Origin of the sequence: Rhodopirellula sp. MGV (assembly GCF_002251265.1) — a bacterium.
Classification (GTDB): Bacteria; Planctomycetota; Planctomycetia; order Pirellulales; family Pirellulaceae; genus Stieleria; species Stieleria baltica_A.
In genome coordinates, this window is the sequence record NZ_NPDI01000053.1 from 180350 (window position 1) to 202740 (window position 22391).

Here is a 22391-nt window from a genome sequence, read left to right on the forward strand (position 1 = left end):
TTCCGAGTTTTCTCCACCGTGGCGCAGCCTTGTTCAAAGCGAGCCCTCCAGGCGTGCGACTCCAAAACCGTGTTTGCCGACTTGGTTTCCCAAGTAAAACAGATACGTTTCCCCATCGAGCAGCAAGACATGTGGATAGCTAACCATCTCGCTATCCCAGCCAGAATCGGAAATCGTGATGCCGGCGCGGTCATCGTCGCGAACCCAGTCGACGCCGTTGTCCGATGAGGCATAACCGATTCGATAGCCACCAGATTTGCCGCGGTAATCGCGACTGTGTCGGTAGCAAAAGAACATGTGGAATCGTTCGCCGTCAAACGTTACGTCAGGACTGGCCTGAGCTTCGTCTTCTTCGATTCGGCTTTCAATCAAGTCTTTTCCAACCTTGGACCAATTGAATCCGTCATCGGAAACCGCCAGGCGAATTTTGTAGACGGGTTCGGCACGGTCGCCATCCAATATCCATTTACGGCCGGCGATGTAGTAGAGAAACCACTGATCTCGGTACCGACGGATTTTTGGACCGCTCATCACAAACGGTTCATCAAGGGAGTACGAAATCACCGGGCCTGGGCCAAGTTTCTGAAATGACTCACCGCCGTCATTGCTTTTGGCAACTCCAATGGCTGTGTTAAACGGTACCGACTCGCAGCGTGTCCATCCGGCATAGTAGGCGCGATAGCCTTCGTGATCTCGTATCACGGACATTGGGTACGTGCCGAATTGGTCAAACGTACCGAGATCTCCCAAGGGCATGATCGGCCCGTCGCTGACTCGAATGACGCGAGTCAAATCGTTGCGGTCAACATCCAGGAATGCGCAGTGGCTGGTGTATTGACCATTTGCGTCCGGCGCCGGACGGCACGAGAAATAAATTCTGACGAAACCGTCGTGAACGATCGCGCTGGGCGCCTGCGCGAACTCCGCAATCCACTGCGCTTGTTCAATCGACGTAGTGGTCGGGTCAAAGACCACGCCGAGTTTATTCCACTTGTAAGGGGTGGATCTCACGCAACAGTCACCGGTCTCGAGATCAACGAATATCCACGCAACGCATCATCGCGTACAGTCTCGATCGAATTGAACATCAGGAGGTCGATGATTGAGAGCCAAGGGACGAACTCGTTGTCAAATTGCGTGTACGGACGCGGGTGAGACTCGATGAATCGCAAGTCGAGTCCAGCGTTGGCAAAGCTCGGTTCGTCGTAAAGCGACAAACCGCCGATCGCGTTGATATACGTTGTCGCCTGTTGTGCTTGGCAGATCGCAATGACTTTCTCTTGGCCAGACAGTTGATGATCGATTTGGATCTCCGACGAACGCAAAATCGTTCGAGCAATTTTTAGGTGATCAAGTACCAACTGTAGCGAGTGATGCAAAAACGAGAACAGATTGGCGGCATCGTACCGCACGGCAGATTCGAAAAGGGCCATCGCCGAATCAAAGTGCGGTGCCTTTGCGTAAGCACTTGATACGCGGCGGAGCAGTTTTTCTCGGTCGAAGGAGTCTGCCAATTCACGCTGGTCGATGTTCAGTGAATCGGATGCTTTGCGAAGCGGAATCGAAAACACCGCGTCCGAACCATGTTCAAGGAACCGGTTGCGATTGATCCAACCACGTTTGGTGTACTTCAAATTGTCGTAGATGACAAAAACGTCCGCCGAGCAAACCAGATGAAAGTATCCGATATACGGTAAGAAGTATGGCTGCATGATGGCGATCGTTTTGTTCTCCATCGATGCTCTCCAAAGTGATCCTAATAGGCGCGAACGATTGTGGCGTTCCCACACACGTTTTTCGGAGCTATCGACACCGACCGAAGGTGGCTTTAGTCAGAAGACGTTGGAGGCGGTTGTTGCTTTGACGTTGAGGGGCAACGGACGCTCAGACCTCGCTTGAAATTGGTGCAAAGTAAGACTTTCCGTGCTACGGATCAGCGACAGACTGATCCAGGATATGCCTGTAGCGGGGGTTTAAGTTTCTTTATTCGCATTTAAGGGGCAATGCACTTGCCTTGTGGGGCCGCAGGGGTATTATTCACTGCAACAAGTCGCTGGCAGGATCGGCTCGGTGTTGTCCGCGAATGTTGCACGGATGTGAAGGGTGCGAAAGCGTCGCTTGGCGTCACCTCGCACCCAAATATCACTCGACGACGAGCTTCGTATTTGGCGTGATCCCGGTTGGACCTGCTTGGACGCAGGCGAAACGAAGCTCTCTTTCCGACGAGCCATGACGTTCGACCTGAGTTGTCGATGCGGCGGTTGGATCCATACGAGTTCCCATCTCTGCACGATCGATTCAGTTGACGTACGGAGCGGTCGTCTCGGCCTCCCGGTCGATACCGCAAACTTCGGTTCACGGACGGCGTTCGTTTTCTGCTTGGGAACCGGTGATGGTACAGCCAGCCGAAGACCTGCCCTCAGGCAATCGTGGTCCGCGATGGTGGCGATTTGCCAGTCAAGCGGGTGCCAATCCAAACATAGAATCGGATCGCGGCACATTCTCCTTACGACCCCAACAGCTGGGCTCTCCGTCGGCTGGCGAGGTGAGACTCGCATCCGGCATCAAAGACTATCGGCACCTTCCGGCGTTCGGCTTGCTGCAGCATGCTGCCGAACAGTTGCCGCGCCGAACGGCTTTGATCTACGGCGATGAACGTTGGACGTATTCGGAACTGAATGCAGACACGATTCGCGCTGCCGCGATGTTGCAACGGTTGGGCGTTCGCCCGGGGGATCGTGTCGGATTGCTGTTGCCGAACGTCCCGGAGTACATCATTAGCGCGAACGCCGTTTGGCGTGCCGGTGGAATCGTCTTGGCGATCAGTCCATTGATGGTGGCAAGCGAAGTTCAGAAGCTGCTCGAACGAACGAAATGTAACGTTGTGATCGGGCTCGATGTTCTCTCGCATCTGATGGCTTGTGGTGAGACACAGGATTGCACCAACCGTACGACCTTGCTTGTTTCCATACGCAAACATCTTCCTGCCCATCAGCAGCTCGGTTATTTGCTGAAACGTGGCTACCAATGGATGCGACAAAGGCCTTCAGGAGTTGGCAAACGTGTCGGATGGTTTTGGGAAGAAATCGAACAGATCGATCGTAGTTGGCAGCCGATCTCAATCGATCCGGAATTCGACCCTGCCTATATCTTGCCGACCGGTGGTACCACAGGGGCTCCCAAGGCCGTGACGTTGAGTCATCAAAACATGGTTGCCAACGCGTGGCAGCAATACATGTGGACGGACCAATCCTTTGGTCGCGAGATCATGATGGGAGTGCTTCCGTTCTTCCACAGCTACGGCATGTCCGCAACAGTGATGGGTGGAGCAGCGATGGGAGCTACCTTGGTGTTGCACCATCGGTTTCAAACGGTGAAAACGATTCAGTTGATCGAAAAATACCGACCGACTGTCTTCCATGCTGTCCCCGCGATGTTGCATGCGATGAACGAGCGGTTGCGTCGGTTTCCCAGCCGTGCGATGGACTCGATCCGTTGGGTGATTTCGGGAGGGGCACCATTGGATGCTTCCGTTGCCGAAGAGTTCGTTCGTTGCTGCCGTGGTGAACACGACACTAACGAGTTGACCGTTGTGGAAGGATATGGCTTGAGCGAAGCTTCGCCGGTCACCCATGTTGGACACTTGTTCGAACCGCCCAAATACGGACGGATCGGTCTGCCGCTTCCGGAAACGGAATGCAAGATCGCATCCGAAGACGGCTTGCCGCTCAACGACACGATGGTCGGCGAACTTTGCGTCCGTGGTCCTCAAGTCATGTTGGGCTATTGGAATGATCCGACAGGAACGGCCATGGCGATTCAAGACGGTTGGCTTCACACCGGTGACCTGGCAGTGCGTCATCCCGACGGCACCTTCGAAATCGTTGGACGGAAAAAGGATTTGATCATCACCTCGGGATACAACGTGTACCCAAGCGAGGTGGAGGAAGTCCTTTGCCAATTCAAGGGCATCAAAGAGGCAGCGGTTGTTGGGCTGCCAGATAACCGACGTGGCGAGATAGTGCATGCGATCGTGGTGACGGAAAACGATTCGCCGCCCGACTTTTTAGCACTCAATCGGTTTTGCCACGAGCACCTTTCGGCTCACAAGAGACCGCGTCGGTTCACCTATCGAAAGCAACCGTTGCCACGGAATTTCCTCGGCAAGATTATCCGTCGCGAGTTGCGTTGGCAGCCTGAAGGACAAAACGAATCAGCCGAATACTTTGAAGACGGAGACGATCATGAGTAATCAAATGCCGCTGGCGGTGATCGAAGGCGTCCGCACTCCGATGGCGAAAGCGTTTACCGAGTTAGAACGCGTATCAGCAGTAGAACTCGGTACCCACGTTGTCACGTCTGTGATCAAACGTGCGATGGCAAAGACCGACGATTTTAACTTTCGTCAAGTTGATGAAGTCATCATGGGGAATGTTTCAGGACCGCCAGATGCAGCGAACATCGCTCGTGTCATCGCACTCTCCGCAGGAATTCCAAAAGATCGGATTGCCCACACCGTGAACCGGAACTGTGCTTCCGGGATGGAATCGGTCATTGGTGCTTGGCAAGCACTTGCGTCCGGACGCTCCACGATGGTGATCGCAGGTGGGACAGAGTCGATGTCACAAATTCCAATGTTGGTCAGTCCTGAAGCAGCTCGACTTTGGATCCAACTGTCCAAGAGCAAGACGTTTTCGAAGCGTCTACGTACGTTGGCAAAGTTTCGTCCACGACACTTTCGGCCGGTGCCCGGTGTGCAGTTGGGACTAACCGATCCGGTCAGTCAATTGAATATGGGAGAAACGGCAGAGTTGCTTGCCAAGGAATTTGGAATCAATCGCGAGGAGCAGGATGCGTTTGCTCTGCAGAGCCACCAACGAGCGGCCGCCGCCCGTCAGCGATGTTTTCTGTCTGGCGAGATCGAACCGTTTCCGCTGCGTTCGACCGTGTTCGAAAAGGACAACGGACCGCGCGACGGACAATCGATGGAGCAACTCGCGAAGCTGAAGCCGATTTTCCAGCGTGGCGGCACGGTGACCGCCGGGAATAGTTGCCCGTTGACCGATGGCGCAGCCGCACTACTGCTGACGGATTTGGAAACATCCAAACGATTTGACCAGCCACTCGGTTTTGTCACTGCGTCAAGCGTTGCCGGTTGCGACCCGCATCGGATGGGGCTAGGGCCGGTTTATGCAACGGCAAAACTGCTGAATCAAACCGGAATGACGCTACAGGATTTTGATTTGGTCGAAATCAACGAAGCCTTTGCGGCACAAGTATTGGCATGCCAGAGGGCAGCCACATCGACCGAATTTGCTCGAAACGAATTGGGACGCTCTCAGGCGCTAGGGGAATTTACGAACGAGAAATTGAATACCCACGGGGGCGCTATTGCGCTGGGGCACCCGGTCGGAATGACTGGGACACGATTGATCCTGACTTTGTTGCGTTCGTTGCGTGAAGCAGGAGGCAGACGTGGGTTGGCGACGCTGTGTGTGGGCGGTGGGCAGGGCGTGGCGATGATGGTCGAAACTAATCTTGAGGGCTGAAAAAATGACCAAGCAAACTTATCAAACATTGAATGTCCACTGCGACGATGCAGGTGTCTTGCGAATCGTGATTGACGTTCCTGGACGTCCCTTGAACGTCATCAATGCCGATGTGATGAACGAGCTCGACGCTGCCATCACCGACCTGGAGGCTCGCAAAGACGTCAAACTCGTCGTATTCAAAAGCGGCAAAGAGAGTGGCTTCTTTGCCGGTGCAGACGTGTCGATCATCGAAAGTATTTCCAACAAGTCGCAAGCAGAGCAGCTGCTGGTGGCTGGACAGAGGCTATTTGCGCGGATCGAGAAACTCGCAGTGCCGACGTTGGCAGTGATCCATGGGCCCTGTTTGGGCGGCGGTTTGGAACTCGCGCTCGCCTGCGATTATCGGATCGCCCGCGACAACAGTAGCACCAAACTGGGACTGCCTGAAATCAAGTTGGGGCTGATCCCAGGCTGGGGTGGTACCCAACGTCTGACTCGTTTGATCGGTCTAAAACATTCGCTACAGATGATTTTGAAAGGGTTGCATGTTTCGGCCCAGGCGGCGAGCTCGATCGGATTGGTGGACAAGGCCATCGCGCCTGACCGTTGGCGTGACGAATTGCTGGAAGTGATCAACCATCTCCTGCACGGTGACGAATTGCACAGCGTCTTTGCGATCGGACGAGGCGTAAAGAATCGTCTTCAAGCGAACGAATTCGTTCGTCAGCAAATCGTTGCGATCGCCGAGCGATCGATTGCCAAACAGGCAGTGCATTTCCCGGCTCTCTCGTCAGCGATCAAGGCGATCTCTGAATCGTTTGAAAACGACGACCGAGGCTACGAAACGGAACGCGCCGAGTTCAAAAAACTGTTGTTCACACCGGCATGCCGAAATCTGCTGAGATTGTTCTTTGCAAAAGAACGATCACGCCAATTGAAAACTTGGGTGACCGACCATTCTCAATTGCTTCATCAAGACCCGATTCGTCGTTTAGGCGTGATCGGCGGCGGTGTAATGGGAGCTGGCATTGCGCACTGTGCGGCAACACGCGGGTATCCGTCGACCATCAAGGAAGCGAACAAGATGACTGCGGATGCCGCTCGAAATCGGGTGGATCAACTGGTCAACGAGTATGCCGAACACAAAGGCATGGATCGCGAGCAATCGGAGCGATTGAAGTCTGCCGTCATGGTCAGCGAAAGCATGGCGGATTTGTCCGACGCAAGTTGTGTGATTGAAGCGATTGTTGAACGAATGGATGTCAAGAAATCGGTGTTGCGAGACCTCGAATCTTCGATCGGAAAGTCGGCCGTCATTGCCACCAACACTTCGGCTTTGTCGGTATCTGAGATGGCAAGCGTGCTCCGCTATCCGAAACGTTTCGCAGGTCTGCACTTCTTCAATCCGGTGTCGCGGATGGAATTGGTTGAAGTCATTCGCGGTGATCAGACCAGTGATGCAACGATCGCGAAATTGGTCGGGTTCGTCAAGTCTTTGGGCAAGACGCCGATCGTGACGAAGGACTCGCCTGGCTTCTTAGTCAATCGAATCCTGTTTCCCTATTTGGGTGAAGCAGTCTTGATGGTCCAGCAAGGCTTCGACGTCAAAACGATTGACGACGAAATGCGGACTTTCGGGATGCCGATGGGGCCACTGCGATTGCTCGACAAAGTTGGTCTAGATGTCGCACTCCACGTGGCAGGAACACTTCAGCAGATGATGCCGGCCGCCGGGACGATCTCGACCATTTTGGGAGACTTCGTCGGCCGTGGTGATTTGGGATGCAAGTCCGGCAGTGGGTTCTATCGCTACGGCGGAAAGCGTCCTAAACCGCGATCAGGTCGAAAGCTGGTCAGCTACTTTGTTCAGCCGCCCGCTTCGATCGATTTTATTGAGGACGGACTGACGGATATCCAACGTCGTTTGGTTTATCCAATGCTGCTCGAAGCCACACGTTGCTTGGCCGAAGGTGTCGTCGAAAGCGAATGGGCGATCGATCTTGGGATGGTGCTCGGGACCGGCTTTGCGCCCCAGCTTGGCGGGCCCATGCAAGTCATCCACGAAATTGGTCATGCGCACTTCAACGCCAATTTGGCTCGACTCGCACTGCAGCTTGGAGAACGGTTCGAAACCTATGAACCCGTTCGGGCTGTAAACGGCCAAGACACCTCGTTGATGAAACAAGGAGAACTACTATGAGTCTGGACATTTCTTCCTCCTCGGGATCGACGCATCCTGACCCGGTACCAGCAACAGCGGTGCCGGGATTGCCGGAACGTGAACCGACTCAAGTAGACGCTCGCGAAGGCGAATCGTTTGCGGAGGTCGCACTCAGGCTTGGCGGGGCTTCCGCTGACGAAGCGTCCCGCACGGGTGTGATCGACTCGGCTGACGACCAAGTCGAAGACTTGTTCGCCGAGCAATACAAGACCGTCAACAGCCCGGTTCACCGCGCGGTTTGGGAAAACACCGTCGACACCGACACATTTGTCGCCGGTGCGGTACCCCACGATGATGATGTCCAAGCCGTCGTGAATCGATCTTTGGCAGTGGTTCAGCAAGCACGCGACGCAGACCGCTTGTTTGACGATCGCGGCAAGGTAAGTGACTCTGTTTTCAAACAACTCGCCAATGCAGGCTACTGGGGATTGCTCGTCGATAAGGAGTTTGGCGGTAGCGGCGCGTCGATGCGACAATTCGCAAAGATGATCACACGAATGTCCATGATCGATCCCACCGTTGCTGGCCTGGCATCCGTTCATGGATGCATTGGGGCCGTTGACCCTGTGCGTTCGTTTGGGAACGAAGATCAGAAAAGGCGATTTCTTCCGGGACTCGCTGACGGGTCACGTCTTTCCGCGTTTGCATTGACTGAGCCTGGCGCCGGTAGCGACCTGACAGCTTTAAAGACGACGGCGACGTTGGACGGAGATCACTATGTGGTCAACGGCGAAAAGCTGTTTATTACCAACGCGACGTTCGGAAGAACGATCGGATTGGTTTGTAAAATCGATGGTGTTCCGAGTGTGTTGGTGGCTGAGCTACCGGAACAAGAAACAGAACAGTTTCGCATCAATCGCTATCAGATTTTCGCGCTCCGTCGTGCCGAAAATAACGGTCTGGTATTTAAAAACTTTCGCGTGCCGGCAGCGAATCGTCTGATGCCGACGCGAGGAGACGGTTTGACGATTGCCTATCACGGATTAAACCTCGGTCGGGTGTCGCTGTGTGCGAACGCAGCCGGGGCGATGCGTTGGATGCTTGCGGAAATGTTGCCTTGGGCAGCTTATCGTAGCACCTACGGACAAGCGATCGATCGACGTGAATTGGTCCGGCGCCGGATCGGACATCTCGCGGGTTTGATTGTCGCGGCGGACGCACTAACCGATTGGTGTGCTTGGTTGCTCGACGAAGGTTATCGTGGCGAGATGGAGTGTATTGTCGCAAAGATCTTTGGGAGCGAAGCGCAGAAAGAAGCGGCCATTGAGCTGTTCATGAAGACACATGGCGGCCGCTCATTCTTGCAAGGACATTTGTTTGGTGACAACGTCCATGATTTCCTCGCGCCGTGCATCTACGAAGGCGAAGGGGAGATGTTGGCGATGGCGTTTTTCAAGTCTTTGGTCAAAGATCATGGGAAACGATTTTTCGAACCGATCGGCAGGACGTTGCACGACCTCGGCGTTCGTCGTCCGAACTTCACAAACCCCAAGCATGTTTGGGCGTTGCGGGGCCCGATGGCGAAGTACACAGCCTGGTACTCGGCGAAATGCGTGCGCTCGGCATACTGGGAGGACGATGACGTTCTCCGCGATTGTGACGAATCAATGCTGAAACATATTCGGTTCGCACAGCGCTACCTCTCGGATTGCGGGGTCAGAATCAGTGACGCGATGCGGCGTTACCAATTGAAACTCGCAGATCGTCAATGCCGTATGACTGCCTTGTCAGCTCAGGTACAGGACGCGGTGACGATATTGGTGACCGCCCTCTACGCATCGCGGCACAGCGATCCGCTGACTCGCCAAGCGGCCGATGCCGTTTGTCGCCGACTTCGCCGACGCATCACGGGCGGATTGCCTACCGATTCCGAGTTCCGTCAGGTGACAAAACTGGGCGAGCAAATCGCCTCAACTGGCTGGAGCGAATTGGACGGTACAACCGCCGGACGAATCCTTCAGTCGTACTAGTGCGGTTGCGATTCCTGGGAGCTGATCATGGGAATGGAAACGTTTGTTGACACATCGCTGCGTCGCTCGCTGCGCGCCCAAGCCGATCTTCGGCAAAGCGGCGTAGCGGTAGCGTTGGGGGGAGGGGGCGCCCGTGGCCTCGCTCACCTTGGCGTGATGCGTGCGATCACATCGACAGGCATTCGAGTCGAGCGAATTGTCGGAGTCAGTATCGGCAGCCTGATGGGCAGCTTGTGCGCACTTGACACGAACATTTCACGGGTTGAATCCAAAGTCGTTGGATTGTTGCAATCCCCTACGTTTTCAGGACGCTGCGAGACACTCGCGCGGCTCGCCGAGCGTTTGGGAAAACGTGGAAAGGATCACGAAGACACCGCGGGACCGTTGAATTGGTTTGCCAGTTGGTATCGACGGTTGGAACGAATGATGGGCAATGGACGTCGATTCTCGCGGATCGTAACCGGTCCAAACCTGCTGTCGAACGTTTTGTTGCTGGATGCCATCGAACAGCTGATTCCAGACATCGACGTTAACGAAACAGAAGTCCCGCTAGGAATCGTCGCAGCCGACCTTGTCAGCGGCCAGCGGGTGGTGATTGAAAATGGCCCTTTGCGAAAGGCGATTTTGGCATCGATGTCGATCCCGGGATTCTTCCCACCTGTTGAATGGGACGACATGTTGTTGACGGACATCGGCGTGCTCGATTCGCTACCGATTCAAATGGCAAAATCCTACGGTTGCCATTCGACCATCGCCGTCGATGTCAGCAGTTACCTTCGCAAGGAAGCGACATACCGGACCGCCGTTGATGTGATGCTTCGAATGGAAGAGCTGGGCGAATTGATCTGTCGACGCCATGCACTGACCATGGCGGACTTAATTATCCGCCCTTCGGTTGGCGAGTATCCTTGGTATGACTTCACGCGTCCCGAACGACTAATCGAGCTCGGTTTTGCCGCCGGAAAGCAGACTTTGGCAGAGAGTCTCGCCAAGGTGAAATGAGAATCGATCGCGAATTGACGCGTCGGAATTCGAGCTAGCCGTTAAGAGCGGTCAACGCTTCGATCACTTTTTGATCATGTCCGTCGACTTGGACTCGTTTCCAGACTTTTGCGATTTTACCGTCGGCGTCGATCAAGTAGGTGCTGCGTTGAATCCCCATCGACTTTTTGCCGTACATGTTCTTCTCTCGCCACGCACCATACTTTTCCATCATGGTGTGCTTTTCATCGACCAGCAACGGGAACGGTAATTCGTACTTGTCCCGGAACGCGGCATGGCTTTCGGCCGAGTCAGCGCTGACACCAAACAATTGGGCACCAAGCGTTTTCATTTCGTCGTAACGATCGCGGAACGCACATGCTTCTTTGGTGCATCCGGGGGTGTCGTCTTTGGGATAGAAATAAAGCACGACGGGATTGCCTTTTAAGTCACTCAGTTTGACTTTATTTCCCTCGTGATCTTTCAAGGTGAATGCAGGTGCTTTCGTGCCTGGTTCGAGCCATTCAGCCATTGGATCGAGTCCTCGTGGTGCGGAGTTCGTGTTTAAAGGTGGGTGTCGAGATGGAACGGGGAATATACCCGTTCGCACAAATTGTGACAGTGCGTCCAACGGCGGGGGCGGTTGTCGCATCGGTAAAGTGCTACTCCAACCACACCCAAGGAATCATCATGGAAAGCAAAGCATCAGCACATTGGCAAGGCGGTCTGAAAGACGGCAAAGGAAAACTCAGCACCGAAAGCGGTGCTTTGAAAGAAACGCCGTACGAATTCAGCATGCGATTCGAAGACGCTGAGGGAACAAACCCCGAGGAGTTGATCGCGGCGGCACATGCGGGATGCTTCTCGATGGCGCTCTCGAACATCCTCGGTCAGAACGACATGACCGCTGAAGCCATCGACACGACCGCGACGGTCACACTCGAAAAGACCGATGCCGGCCCTACGATTACCAAAGTTCATTTGGATCTGTCCGCCAAGATCCCGGGCGCGACCGAAGAGGCGTTCAACAAGTGCGCCAATGAGGCGAAAGCTGGCTGTCCAGTCTCTCGTTTGCTGAATGCCGAAATATCGATGGACGCGAAATTGGTGAACTGATGCCTGTCACGGTCACCCCAGCTGCGCACAACCAGCGGCAGGGGTGGCTATTCTCGCGAAGCGAATGGCGACATTCGAAAGTTGACAAGCTATGCAAGTCCGGTCCGACGGTCTAATCGACGCCGATATTTCACTCGGGCTGGACGCTTTCAAGCTGAGCAGGCTTTGGCAAGACTTGGTGGATATGAATGTCTTGCTGAGGATAGGGAATCGTAATTCCCGCCTCGTCGAAGCGTTTCTTGACGGCACGCGTCACATCTGTTTTTACGGTCCACCAGTCACTCGTTTTCGCCCAGGGGCGGCAGACGATATTGACCGACGAATCGGCGAGGGCATGGGTGACGACGGCGGGTTCGGGGTCTTCTAAGACAAGCTCGTGTTGATTGACGATGTCTTTGATGATCGCTTCCGCTTCTTCAAAGTCGTCGCCATAACTGATCCCAAATTCCATATCCACGCGGCGGTTCGCGTTTGCGGTGATATTGGTGATCACGTTGTTCCAAATCTCGTTATTGGGAACGTAGATCGTTTGATTGTCGAACGTTCGAAATCGCGTCGACACCAAGTTCATTTGGTCGATCGTCCCGGTGATTCCTCCGGCGGTGACAACATGGCCGACATCAAATGGTCGATTAATCAAGATCATCAGGCCGGATGCAAAGTTGCTCAACGTGCCCTGGAGCGCGAGCCCAATCACCAAGCCTGTCGCACCAATTGCAGCGACGATTGGCGTGATATCGATTTCCAAGGCGGTCAATGCGACAGCAAATCCGATTGCCAGCACCGCATTCTTTACCGTTTGCGAAATCAGTCGTTCTGCCAGTTGCGACAAGCGGATCTTGCGATCGAGCAACCAATTGACAATTTTGGCAACGATTCTCGACATGATCCAAGTGATCAGAAGAATGACGAGAAATCGGACAATGTTCCATGCCCATCGCTGACCACCTTCTTTGGATCGCAGCCAACCGACGAGACCGCTCCACGCAGAGGTGACGTCGGACGTATCCAATTCGATTCCAGAGATCGCATAGATGTAGTCGCGATACTCTTGGACATCGCCGCCTTTGAGTTCCAAAGACATGAGTACGATTTCGAGTCGGTCGCTTAAAGCGGTTCGCTCGCCCTGCAACGCCGTCACGTCATCGAGAAGTTGGTCACGGACGGATTCGACTTTGTTGACCGGCTCGCCGTCCGTTTTGTCGTCCGCCGGGACAGGTTCAGGCTGATCGGAGTCGCTCGGTGTGTCGATTGTTTTGGCATCAGTATCGGTGTCATCGGTGCCTACATCGGCGGGTTCTGCCTGTGTTTCGTTCTCGTCTGCTTGTGGTTCGTTGTCATCGGCAGACGCGTCTAAGCCCAAGTCTGTTGCAGCTTCATCAAGTGTGTTGGCAGCAGGTTTTTCTTCGCTACGTCGAGCCGTTTGTCCGCTTTCAGCGGCTGCTTCTTCGACGATCGCTTGCTCGGTTTGCTCCGCCTTGTCGGCTGCTTTGTCAACAATCTTTGCCGCTTCGCGAATTGATTCTTGCGCGACCTTTTGGTCTTCGGAAACAAGTGCTTGGGTGGCTTTCTTCGCACCCAAACGAACGGCCGCGACTTGAGCCGCTTTGACACGCAATAACTTGAACCATGCGTCGGCTTCGACCTGCAATTCAGACTTCGTCAGGGGACGAACCAGGATTTGCAGTTGGTCAATCGGGATCCCTGGGTTCGCTGTCGTTGTGGCCACGTAGCGGTCCGATTGTCCCGAAAGTCGACGATCGGCCAAATTCGTGCCGGCATCGGAATCTTGGCAGACTGCAGTTGCAGGACAGAGTTGAAAGGCAATGCCGACTGCCATTGCGATTGTAAGTAGCGAACGCATCAGTCCCTTTGGATGTTCGGAAGTATTCGAAGCATTGAGAAAAGTTCATTGGACAAACTTAGCTTGCCTGAATTTTAGTGCCTCGCCTACCCCCGGCTTGAACCCGCCGGGGCCGAATCAATGTGCCGTCAGTCGCTCGTTGCGTTGGATCACGATCAAGTGAGCGAGTGCAATCTCCGCTCTCGAGATCGAGCAGTGGCGGTGATCCTGTTGGGATCAAGGCACCCAAGTTTCCTTGGAAGAATCGCAATGATGTTTGATTGAGTACTTGTTCTGAGTACTTGTTCTGAGTGCTTGATGGGGAGGTGATTCTACTGCCTGTTTTAGCAACGCCACGAGGCGTTTTTGCACCAAGTTGCGGCGGTGCAACAGGCCCGGCTATTTACCCTCAACAAGGGTAATTTACGCAGGAGCGAAACGATCTGCGAAATGCTTTGAAGGTAGGTTCACTGTACACCGCATCACCCCTCCGGATTGGTGTGTGTGCCTCTTCTCAATAAAAACTCTTATCTAAATAGGTCGATATCAATATGGCTCGTAAACTCTCTTTTGAGTCGATGGAAGCGCGCCGACTTCTTGCAGCGGACGTCGCTTTCAACCACGAGGAACCCACATTCGAAGTCGCTAGTGATATCTCGGCAAAGGCATTCGCTGACATTGGAAATCTGGACGGTACCGCGATCATCTCCAGCTCGCTTGGCTGGTTCAACTCTTATGACCGAATCGGCTTTTCGGTTGAGCGTGAAGCAGACGTTTCGATTCGTCTGAACAGTTTTTGGACCGACGTGGACTTGTACCTCACCGACTCACGCGGCTACGTCATCGACTACTCCGTGAATTGGGGAACCACTGCCGAGTCGATCGATATTACTGTCAATCCGGGTAACTATTACGTTTGGTCGTTGGCGACGTCTTGGTACACGACCGGGTATCGTATGGAACTGACTGCTGATCAAGTTCCCGAGCCATTGCCTGAACCTGAACCAACACCGGACGCGGGTGTGCCGGCCGATGGCGTTTCGCCGCTTCCCGATGTCGCGTACTTTGGTGGATCAAATGAATGGGGACTCAATGCGGTGGGTGCCCCTGAGGCTTGGGCTGCTGGATACACCGGTCAAGGTGTTACCGTTGCCGTCATCGACACGGGGGTCGATCTTGATCACCCCGATTTGTACAGCAACATTTATGTAAACCCAGGTGAGATTGCAGGCAACGGAATCGACGACGACGGCAACGGTTACGTTGATGACGTGCACGGTTTTGACTTCGCCGATTTCGATGCCGATCCGAACGACGTTCATGGCCACGGGACACACGTTGCCGGCACGATCGCTGCACTCGACAATGGATGGGGCGCCACCGGTGTGGCACCCGAAGCGACGATTCTTCCCGTCAAAGTTCTCGGGGACAATGGATCCGGCAGCTCGACAAGTGTTGCCGCGGGGATTCGTTATGCTGCCGACATGGGCGCCGACATCATCAACTTGAGCTTGGGGGGTGGCTACAGCTCCGATATCGAATCGGCTATCAATTACGCCCGGACGCTCGGATCGTTGGTCATCGCAGCTGCCGGAAATGAGTACGCTTCGATGCCCGGTTTCCCGGCTCGATTCAGTGCGAGCTACGACAACGTGTTGTCTGTCGGTGCATATGATTCTGGAAGCAACATCGCTTCGTTCAGCAACGATGTCGGCGGTAGCGGTGCGGTACAAGTCGACGCCCCCGGCGTCGGTATCTTCAGCACCTATGTCGGCGGCGGATTCGGAACGATGTCGGGTACCAGCATGGCAACGCCACATGTCGTCGGTGTAGCCGCACTGACCTTGTCGGCGAATCCATCGCTCTCGCCAGCAGCACTACGTGACTTGCTTGTTTCCGGAGTCAACGGTCACGCCAACGGATCAGACGGACTTGGCAAAGCCAGCACGATTTACTCTGTCGCCTATGCTGCGGCCGGAGTTTCGGGCAGCTCAACATCAGGTAGCGGTTCTACGTCGACGTCAGGCGGTTCGGGCAGTGTTGGTGCGGCAAGTGTCGGCGATGCTGGCGGATCAACCTTGGCAGGGTTGTCAGATTCTATTGAGGATGATGCGACAAACGCTGACCGCGTGTTCGAAAGTGATGTACAGTTCGATTCGAGTCCACGATTGGCACGATCAAATCGTCCGAGCGTCGCACCGCAACCCGAAGACACTGACGCCGCTCTGTCGGACTTCTTCGGCGACTCTGATTCCGACAATGAATTCGGATCCGACCGCGAAGTTGACTTAGGACTACTGGTACTCGCCTAGAAAACTTTACCGCTGAACCTTGACGATTGTGCTTCGTCGCACGTCAAGGTCGATGATACAACCGGGTGATGTCTGGACTGGAATGTGACTCACGTACCAGACATCGCCCACCGGACAAGCACAGAAGCCCGACCTCGGCGTATGCCGCGATCGGGCTTTTGTCGTTGATGGACACAAAACTGATGCCGAAAGCGTTCATCGCAACGCTAATTCGTCGGATGGGGAAGAAGCTCCCAGAGGCGTGTGTCAAGCAGCGAGTCGGCAATCAATGCCGCACCCTGGAAATCTTGGTCCTTGGTGTGTGGACTTGGAACCGAGACGACGATCGCTCCCGCAGCCACACCAGCAGCTGTCCCGTTGCCGCTGTCTTCGAGAACCAACATGTTTTCCGGGGCAATGCCGAAACGCGCTGCGGCGCTCAGGTACATCTCTGGGTGCGGTTTACCGTTGGTGACGTCGTCGCCGGTCAATACAAAGGCCAGTTCTTCGCGCCAGGCAACCGTTTCAAAAATAACGTCGACCCATTTCCGACGACTACTTGTTGTCAGGGCGAACGGCAAGCCGCTTTCTCGCAACCGGTTTACCCATTGTTCGAGTCCCGGCATGGGGCGAATTTGGGACGGAAGCAGCTCACCATAGACTTCGTCTGATTCTTCTAGCAAGTCTTCTGCGGAATCGTCCAACTGGTGAAAGTCAATCATTTGCTGGACCGCCGCGGTCCCAATTCGGCCCATCATCAGAGCTTGCAATTCGGCGCTGTAGCGGAATCCTCGGCGTTGTAAAATAGTGTCGCCGACTTGCCAATAAATTCGCTCGGTATCGAACAGAAGTCCGTCCATGTCCAACGCGACCGCTTGAATGTTTGATTGAACGTCCGTGTTGGCGATCCCTGTCGAGTCTGTCCGGTTGGGCTCCGCTGCCATCGCTTTCCCGCTGTTTAAAGTTAATTCGTGTCAAAGTCGGTCGAACGCATTCTTACCACTTGGTCCATTGATGGTACAGGACCGCTCACCCGCTCGATTGCGGAGGTGAGCACCACCGGATGGATCGACCCGGATGCCAGTCATTGGGCGATCGAATCGTTTATCCCCATTGAAACCAGCGCGCTGCTGAAATATCTGCGGCAATCGGCGGCAAGCGAAGCCAACTGGAGTCGGTTGGACTCCGTATTCGATCGAGCGGTCGCGACGATCACCGACTATGTCGATGACCTCTCCGCCAAGCGACAAAACCAGTTCTCCGACCAATACCACGAGCTGGATCCTGACAGTGATTGCAAAGTTCCCGCTTCCTTGGAAAGCGAATCGCCTGAACCGCCGATCGACAACTTGATCGAATTAGTCGAAACGACGATCAAGGATGCCGGATACAGCAAATTGACACAGGAAGAGATCGAACGCTGTGTTGGCGTGGCAAGCCACTGGGGCGTACCGATGAGCGCCAACTTCGAACTCTTTCGACATCTGTCGGTCTATGCGCGGGGGGACGTCGTCGGGCGACGATGCCATCGAAATCTTCGCCATCTTTACCGATTGGAAATGGTCGATGTCGCGATTTACCAACGGTTGGTCGTGATTTTTCAGCTTACCGAGGACCACGAGCGAGGTGAGTTATTGCCGGCCAACAAGGTCCATCTGCGGATTTTCAAAAACATTCCCAAGCAAGACGTCGACATGTTGCTCCCGGGAACAAAAATCAAACTGAGCGGGTTTGATCACGCAAAGGTCCTTGTGCCAAGTCTCAGCGGATGGCTCTTCTCGTTGCAGAAGATTTCCCGATTCGTACTGGTTACCTTGGCCCTCGCCGCTTACTACAGCACCGCGCTGGTGATTGGATTGATTCTTGCGGCGATCGGTTACGGGGTGAAAAGCTTCTTCGGCTATTTCCAGACAAAGAATCGGTACCTACTGAACCTGACTCGGAATCTGTACTTCCAAAAGCTCGACACGAACGCGGGCGCGGGGCTGCAACTCGTCGGTCAGGCACGTCGCCAATTGTTAAACGAAGCGATTTTGGCGTTCTTTGCGATCCTGACTGAAACCGAGCCGATCAGCCAGCGACGACTGAGACGCAAATGCGAACGCTTGATACGTGAAGCGGTGGAAGTCGAGATTGATTTTCCGGCCGAACGCGTTGTCGAAGTGCTCACCACACTCCAACTCGTCCAAGTGATGGACGAGGGCCGACTACTGGTGAATCAATCATTGCTCGCGAGTTCGACCGAGTAGTCGGGGCCTGTGATGCCCCGTCGTGGCAGATGCGATGTCAATCGGACTTTGTATTTTGCAGTGCGTTTTCCGATTCACAAACGTAGCGTTGCGGAGCGAACGGTGACATCGGGAGAGAAAACAGATCTGTGATCGACAGACTGCTAGGAAACGTTGGTTTCGCCGCGTTTCTTGACTTCGCGAATCCAGCCATGTTTGTGCCGGACGATTTCACCTTCGACCAAGTAGATCACTTCTTCGCAAACGCATTCGGCCAAGTCGCCGATTCGTTCAAGGTGACGTGATGCACTGAAACAATGCACGGCTGGTTCGATCAGTTCACGATCGGATTTCATCACCTCTTGCAATTGATCGATCACGACACGATTGAGTGCGTCAACGATGTCGTCCATTTGGATGACTTCGTTCGCCATTCGCGAATCACAATTGATGAAGGAGTCGAGCGCTTGGCGAACCATTTTGATCGACGTGTCGACCATTTCGGAGAGTTCATCAGGGACTGTAAACAGCGGGAACTTGCAAAGCGCCTTTGCGCGTTCGGCAATGTTGCACGCCGTATCGCCCATGCGTTCGAGTTCTCCGTTCACTTTGTCGACCGAGATCAGGTATCGCATGTCGAAGGCAACGGGCTGGTGCAGCGCCAAGACCTTCAAGCATTCTTCTTCGATGCGGACGTCCATTTCATCGACAGCAACGTCGCTTTCGAGAACGCGGTCGGCGAAATCCGGGCGGCGTTCCACGAGCGACCGAACGGCCAACTGGATCATTTGTTCGACGACAGTGAATTGGGAAATCAGTTGCTCGCGCAGATGTTCTAATTCGCGTTCAAGATGTTTAGACATTTCCCAATCTACTCCACTTATCAATCAATCCGTCTGAATTTGAATCAGCCACTGGCGAATCGGACATCGCCCGTGCTGTCACCAACTTCTGGCAAGAAATGCTCGTCCGGGATCAACCGAATTTGCCACGAACATAGTCGTCGGTCTGCTTCTTTTCAGGCTTCGTGAAGACCTGAGTGGTGTCGCCCGCTTCGACCAAGCGACCTTCGAAAAAGAACGCCGTGCGGTCACTGCAACGCGACGCCTGTTGCATATTATGCGTGACGATGACGATTGTGTACTGCGAACGCAATTCGAAGATCAAATCTTCGATCGCAAGGGTGCTCGCCGGATCCAAGGCGCTACACGGTTCGTCCATCAGCAAAACTTCAGGGCCCACTGCGATCGCGCGGGCGATGCACAAACGTTGTTGCTGGCCGCCGGACAGACCCAGCGCGGGGCCGTGCAGTCGGTCTTTGACTTCGTCCCAGACTGCCGCCTTTTGTAACGACCATTCGACCAACTCGTCGAGTTCGGCCTTGGTCGTTCTCATGTGCAAACGCGGGCCAAAAGCGACGTTATCGTAAATGCTTTTGGGGAACGGGTTCGGCTTTTGGAAGACAATCCCGATCTGTCGGCGCAACGCAACGACGTCGACGGACTGGTCCAAAATATCCAGTTCCTTTTTGGACGCATTGTCAGAATCGCTGATCAGCGACAAGTGCCCTTTGGCGCGGGCGCCGGGCACGATGTCGTTCATGCGGTTGATCCATTTCAGCAGCGTGCTTTTGCCACAACCACTGGGGCCGATAAACGCTGTGACCTGTCGCCGCGGGATGTCCAGTGTCAGATCATGAAGCGCTTGATAGTCGCCGTACCAGGAACAAAAGTTCTTGATCCGGAGTAACGTTTGGTCGGCAGGCGGATCCGTCTGCGCATCGGTTGTATTGGCGGTCTGGGCGGTAGACATAGCTGCTAAAAATCAGTTGTGTGCTTTCTGTACTTTCTGCCGAATGATGATCGCCGTCGAATTTAGGATCAGTAGCACGACCAGCAAGACGATAATGGCCGCCGCCGCGAGTTCCTGAAATTCGTTCTGTTGCCGACCCGCCCAGTTAAAAATCAACACAGGCATTGTGATCGCGTTGTCCATCAGGTGTTCTGGTCCGCCGCCTTTCATCACGGTCGCACCCAAGACCACCAAAATCGGAGCCGCTTCTCCGATCGCACGCCCCATGGCGAGAATCGAACCGGTCATGATACCTGGGATTGCGGCCGGAAGACAAACGTGACGAACGGTCTGCCAAGTGGTGGCACCGATACCCATCGACGCTTCGCGGAGCGACGGCGAAACGGCACGCAGTGATTCTTGCGACGCAATGATAATGATTGGCAGAATCACCAGAGCGAGCGTGAATCCACCCGATAAAAAACTCTTGTCCAATGGCAAGCGGAAGTAGTACCACGACCGGCGAGTGATTGTCCCGCCAATCGCTCCCTCTTCGATGGTTTGACGCTTGGTCGCTTCGTCTTTTGGACGCGGAGTTCCGGGTTTCCAGACGGCCAGTTCAAAGCGATTGCCACTGTTATCGACCGCTTCGATTGGCTCGGTGATCTCGATTTCGCGGACACTCGCGTCCTCTTGCGGGACAAAGACCACATGCCCCGGTTGCAAGGTCATCACTTGGTAATAGTGATCGGCGCCCATAATTTCCAAACCGGGCGACTCGTTCACTTTGATTTGTCCAAACACATTGAACATGTAAACGAAGACGGTCAGGCCAAGAAGCCCGTAAACGATCGATGGGACGCCGGCCAAGTTTGCGATGTTCAACTGAATGAACCCGTGGATCAACCGGAGTGGCTTGCTGGTCGGTTTGAACTCCTCCAGGAAAACCGCTGTGGCGATTCCCAGGGGCAACGCCGCCATTGCACAAACAAAACAGACAATCAAAGAACCGATGATCGAGGGCCACATACCGCTCCGTTCGATCTCGAGTTCGCTATGTGCTCGCGTCAGCAAGTCAACGGTCAGTCGCGACTGGCCTTGCGCCCAAATCGCTGCTAACAGGACAACGAGAATCAGGACGCTGACAAAGGCGATCGCAACGCAAAGCCCGTAGAACCAACTGCTCAACCGTTTTCGACGGATGGCGTTATTGGTCAAGTACTTGGGATCTTGGCTCGTAAGAGCGCTCGGCATCGTGCTCACTGGTACGACTCCTGAAAGCGTCGGCGAATGATCTGGCCGATCAGAGTCATCCCAAAGGTGATCACGAACAGGGTCATCGCGACGCCGTACAAACTGAAGTATTGCACCGTTCCGTATTCGCTTTCACTTTTGATCATTTCGACAATAAAGCCCGTCATTGTCTGGGCTTGCTGCGAAGGGTCAAACGTGAATGTCGGCAGCGTACCGGCGGCGAGTGCGACGACCATGGTTTCACCGATCGCACGGCTGAACGCCAACAAGAACGCCGAAACGATCCCGCTCAGTGCGGCTGGCACGACGACTTTGATGGATGTTTCAAAAGGCGTGCAACCGAGTCCATAAGCGCCCTCGCGGAGGGAGCGGGGGACGGCACGCATCGCATCTTCCGACAAACTGCACACCATCGGCAGGCATAAGATCCCAACCGCGATCCCTGCACTTGTCGCGTTGAATGTTGTGAACCCGTCGGTAAAAAATTGAAGTGACGGGCTGATCACGAGGATCGCGAAGTACCCCAGAACGACCGTCGGGATCCCGGCGATCACCTCAAGGGTCGGCTTTAGCCAGGAGCGTATCCGTCGCGACGCAAATTCGCTGAGGTAAATTGCGGTGACGAGTCCCAGCGGCAATGCGATCAACATTGCGATCGCGGTCACCCGCAATGTCCCGCTCAGCAGTGGCAAAATGCCGAACTTTGCTTTCTCCAGGTCTTTGCTTTGCAGCGCCGTCCACTCGGTGTCGGTCAAGAAGCCAGAAAAGGAGACGGCGTCGCTGGCGAAGAAGCCTGCACTTTGACTGACCAACATGTAGATAATGCCGATCGTGATCAGCACCGTGATGGTCGCGCAGGTCGCCAAACTGAACACGATCAACCGTTCGGACAACACGCCGATGCGAGTTGACCGAAACTCCTTCGATTGCAGTGCCTTCGGCAATGACATTTTTGTCGTGCGATTATTAGATTTTAAAACTCGCAACCGAAGTCGCTGTGTTGAGATCGTCGACTGGCTCGACGAGCCTCATTCGAACTGAAACGGTCTCGACGGTCAAATGCCCGACGGCGTTTCCATTGTAGCTACGGTTGAAAGTAAACAAGGAACCTTTCGATCCGACCCCAAGCCGCGGGGGATTGCGGCACGGGATCAGTCGAAACTTC

At 54.5% G+C, this 22391-nt stretch carries 17 protein-coding genes; 8 read left to right on the forward strand and 9 right to left on the reverse strand.

Annotation, left to right across the window (positions count from 1 at the left end):
• Window positions 1-33 precede the first annotated feature (33 nt).
• Together CGZ80_RS20065 and CGZ80_RS20070 are read right to left on the reverse strand one after the other, a co-directional pair.
• On the reverse strand, window positions 34-1011 hold the full coding sequence (locus tag CGZ80_RS20065) for a hypothetical protein (protein WP_198953742.1): 978 nt from the start codon (window positions 1009-1011) through the stop codon (window positions 34-36).
• Window positions 1008-1736 carry a WbqC family protein gene (locus CGZ80_RS20070; protein ID WP_094417465.1) on the reverse strand — a complete coding sequence of 243 codons (729 nt, stop codon included), beginning with the start codon at window positions 1734-1736 and terminating at the stop codon, window positions 1008-1010. The genes CGZ80_RS20065 and CGZ80_RS20070 overlap by 4 nt, the downstream gene beginning before the upstream one ends.
• Before the next feature lie 809 nt (window positions 1737-2545).
• On the opposite strand from CGZ80_RS20070, the gene CGZ80_RS20075 reads away from it, so the two are divergent.
• Genes CGZ80_RS20075 through CGZ80_RS20095 form a run of 5 tightly spaced genes read left to right on the forward strand, consistent with a single transcriptional unit; the run spans window position 2546 to window position 10724 of the window.
• Entirely contained in the window at window positions 2546-4252 is a 1707-nt protein-coding gene (locus CGZ80_RS20075) for an AMP-binding protein (protein WP_158222794.1), read from the forward strand.
• Window positions 4245-5549: a thiolase family protein gene (locus CGZ80_RS20080; RefSeq protein WP_198953743.1), complete on the forward strand. Its 1305-nt coding sequence runs from the start codon at window positions 4245-4247 to the stop codon at window positions 5547-5549. Before CGZ80_RS20075 ends, CGZ80_RS20080 begins: the two co-directional genes overlap by 8 nt.
• 4 nt (window positions 5550-5553) lie before the next feature.
• A complete protein-coding gene (locus CGZ80_RS20085; protein ID WP_094417467.1) occupies window positions 5554-7731 on the forward strand; it encodes a 3-hydroxyacyl-CoA dehydrogenase NAD-binding domain-containing protein in 2178 nt (725 codons plus the stop codon).
• Window positions 7728-9722, forward strand: coding sequence for an acyl-CoA dehydrogenase family protein (locus CGZ80_RS20090; protein ID WP_094417468.1), 1995 nt, complete (start codon window positions 7728-7730; stop codon window positions 9720-9722). The genes CGZ80_RS20085 and CGZ80_RS20090 overlap by 4 nt, the downstream gene beginning before the upstream one ends.
• Window positions 9723-9749: 27 nt before the next feature.
• The gene (locus CGZ80_RS20095) at window positions 9750-10724 is read left to right on the forward strand and encodes a patatin-like phospholipase family protein (protein WP_094417469.1); all 975 of its coding nucleotides are present in this window, start codon (window positions 9750-9752) and stop codon (window positions 10722-10724) included.
• A gap of 34 nt (window positions 10725-10758) precedes the next feature.
• On the opposite strand, the gene bcp is transcribed toward CGZ80_RS20095, so the two are convergent.
• Complete coding sequence (bcp, locus tag CGZ80_RS20100) at window positions 10759-11235, reverse strand: thioredoxin-dependent thiol peroxidase (protein ID WP_094417470.1); 477 nt, start codon at window positions 11233-11235, stop codon at window positions 10759-10761.
• A gap of 152 nt (window positions 11236-11387) precedes the next feature.
• Between bcp and CGZ80_RS20105 the strand changes: the two genes are divergently transcribed.
• Window positions 11388-11819: an OsmC family protein gene (locus CGZ80_RS20105; protein ID WP_409994558.1), complete on the forward strand. Its 432-nt coding sequence runs from the start codon at window positions 11388-11390 to the stop codon at window positions 11817-11819.
• Between the two features lie 130 nt (window positions 11820-11949).
• Here the strand turns inward: CGZ80_RS20105 and CGZ80_RS20110 are convergent, their stop codons facing one another.
• Window positions 11950-13683 carry a mechanosensitive ion channel domain-containing protein gene (locus CGZ80_RS20110; protein WP_233148542.1) on the reverse strand — a complete coding sequence of 578 codons (1734 nt, stop codon included), beginning with the start codon at window positions 13681-13683 and terminating at the stop codon, window positions 11950-11952.
• A gap of 557 nt (window positions 13684-14240) precedes the next feature.
• Between CGZ80_RS20110 and CGZ80_RS20115 the strand changes: the two genes are divergently transcribed.
• The gene (locus tag CGZ80_RS20115; protein WP_233148543.1) at window positions 14241-15974 is read left to right on the forward strand and encodes a S8 family peptidase; all 1734 of its coding nucleotides are present in this window, start codon (window positions 14241-14243) and stop codon (window positions 15972-15974) included.
• 206 nt (window positions 15975-16180) lie between these two features.
• Here CGZ80_RS20115 and CGZ80_RS20120 read toward each other — a convergent pair whose 3' ends face one another.
• Window positions 16181-16897, reverse strand: a complete 717-nt coding sequence (locus tag CGZ80_RS20120) for an HAD family hydrolase (protein WP_094417473.1) — start codon at window positions 16895-16897, stop codon at window positions 16181-16183.
• Window positions 16898-16924: 27 nt separating this feature from the next.
• Here CGZ80_RS20120 and CGZ80_RS20125 point away from each other — a divergent pair, with 27 nt between their 5' ends.
• Window positions 16925-18202 carry a DUF3754 domain-containing protein gene (locus CGZ80_RS20125; RefSeq protein WP_143544046.1) on the forward strand — a complete coding sequence of 426 codons (1278 nt, stop codon included), beginning with the start codon at window positions 16925-16927 and terminating at the stop codon, window positions 18200-18202.
• 143 nt (window positions 18203-18345) lie between these two features.
• Here the strand turns inward: CGZ80_RS20125 and phoU are convergent, their stop codons facing one another.
• The 4 genes from phoU to pstC form a co-directional block, all read right to left on the reverse strand.
• Complete coding sequence (phoU, locus tag CGZ80_RS20130) at window positions 18346-19044, reverse strand: phosphate signaling complex protein PhoU (protein WP_094417475.1); 699 nt, start codon at window positions 19042-19044, stop codon at window positions 18346-18348.
• Window positions 19045-19156: 112 nt separating this feature from the next.
• Complete coding sequence (pstB, locus tag CGZ80_RS20135; protein ID WP_094417476.1) at window positions 19157-19993, reverse strand: phosphate ABC transporter ATP-binding protein PstB; 837 nt, start codon at window positions 19991-19993, stop codon at window positions 19157-19159.
• 12 nt (window positions 19994-20005) lie between these two features.
• Window positions 20006-21226, reverse strand: coding sequence for a PstA family ABC transporter permease (locus tag CGZ80_RS20140; protein WP_094417497.1), 1221 nt, complete (start codon window positions 21224-21226; stop codon window positions 20006-20008).
• A gap of 5 nt (window positions 21227-21231) precedes the next feature.
• Entirely contained in the window at window positions 21232-22176 is a 945-nt protein-coding gene (gene pstC / locus CGZ80_RS20145) for a phosphate ABC transporter permease subunit PstC (protein WP_094417477.1), read from the reverse strand.
• Window positions 22177-22391 lie beyond the last annotated feature (215 nt).

Bases quoted from the DNA above. Each gene is read 5' to 3' on its own strand.
- CGZ80_RS20120 (WP_094417473.1), bottom strand. From the start codon at position 16,897: ATGGCAGCGGAGCCCAACCGGACAGACTCGACAGGGATCGCCAACACG.
- CGZ80_RS20070 (WP_094417465.1), bottom strand. From the start codon at position 1,736: ATGGAGAACAAAACGATCGCCATCATGCAGCCATACTTCTTACCGTAT.
- pstC (WP_094417477.1), bottom strand. From the start codon at position 22,176: ATGTCATTGCCGAAGGCACTGCAATCGAAGGAGTTTCGGTCAACTCGC.
- CGZ80_RS20085 (WP_094417467.1), top strand. From the start codon at position 5,554: ATGACCAAGCAAACTTATCAAACATTGAATGTCCACTGCGACGATGCA.
- CGZ80_RS20115 (WP_233148543.1), top strand. From the start codon at position 14,241: ATGGAAGCGCGCCGACTTCTTGCAGCGGACGTCGCTTTCAACCACGAG.
- CGZ80_RS20080 (WP_198953743.1), top strand. From the start codon at position 4,245: ATGAGTAATCAAATGCCGCTGGCGGTGATCGAAGGCGTCCGCACTCCG.
- bcp (WP_094417470.1), bottom strand. From the start codon at position 11,235: ATGGCTGAATGGCTCGAACCAGGCACGAAAGCACCTGCATTCACCTTG.
- CGZ80_RS20090 (WP_094417468.1), top strand. From the start codon at position 7,728: ATGAGTCTGGACATTTCTTCCTCCTCGGGATCGACGCATCCTGACCCG.
- CGZ80_RS20140 (WP_094417497.1), bottom strand. From the start codon at position 21,226: ATGCCGAGCGCTCTTACGAGCCAAGATCCCAAGTACTTGACCAATAAC.
- pstB (WP_094417476.1), bottom strand. From the start codon at position 19,993: ATGTCTACCGCCCAGACCGCCAATACAACCGATGCGCAGACGGATCCG.
- CGZ80_RS20095 (WP_094417469.1), top strand. From the start codon at position 9,750: ATGGGAATGGAAACGTTTGTTGACACATCGCTGCGTCGCTCGCTGCGC.
- phoU (WP_094417475.1), bottom strand. From the start codon at position 19,044: ATGTCTAAACATCTTGAACGCGAATTAGAACATCTGCGCGAGCAACTG.
- CGZ80_RS20110 (WP_233148542.1), bottom strand. From the start codon at position 13,683: ATGCGTTCGCTACTTACAATCGCAATGGCAGTCGGCATTGCCTTTCAA.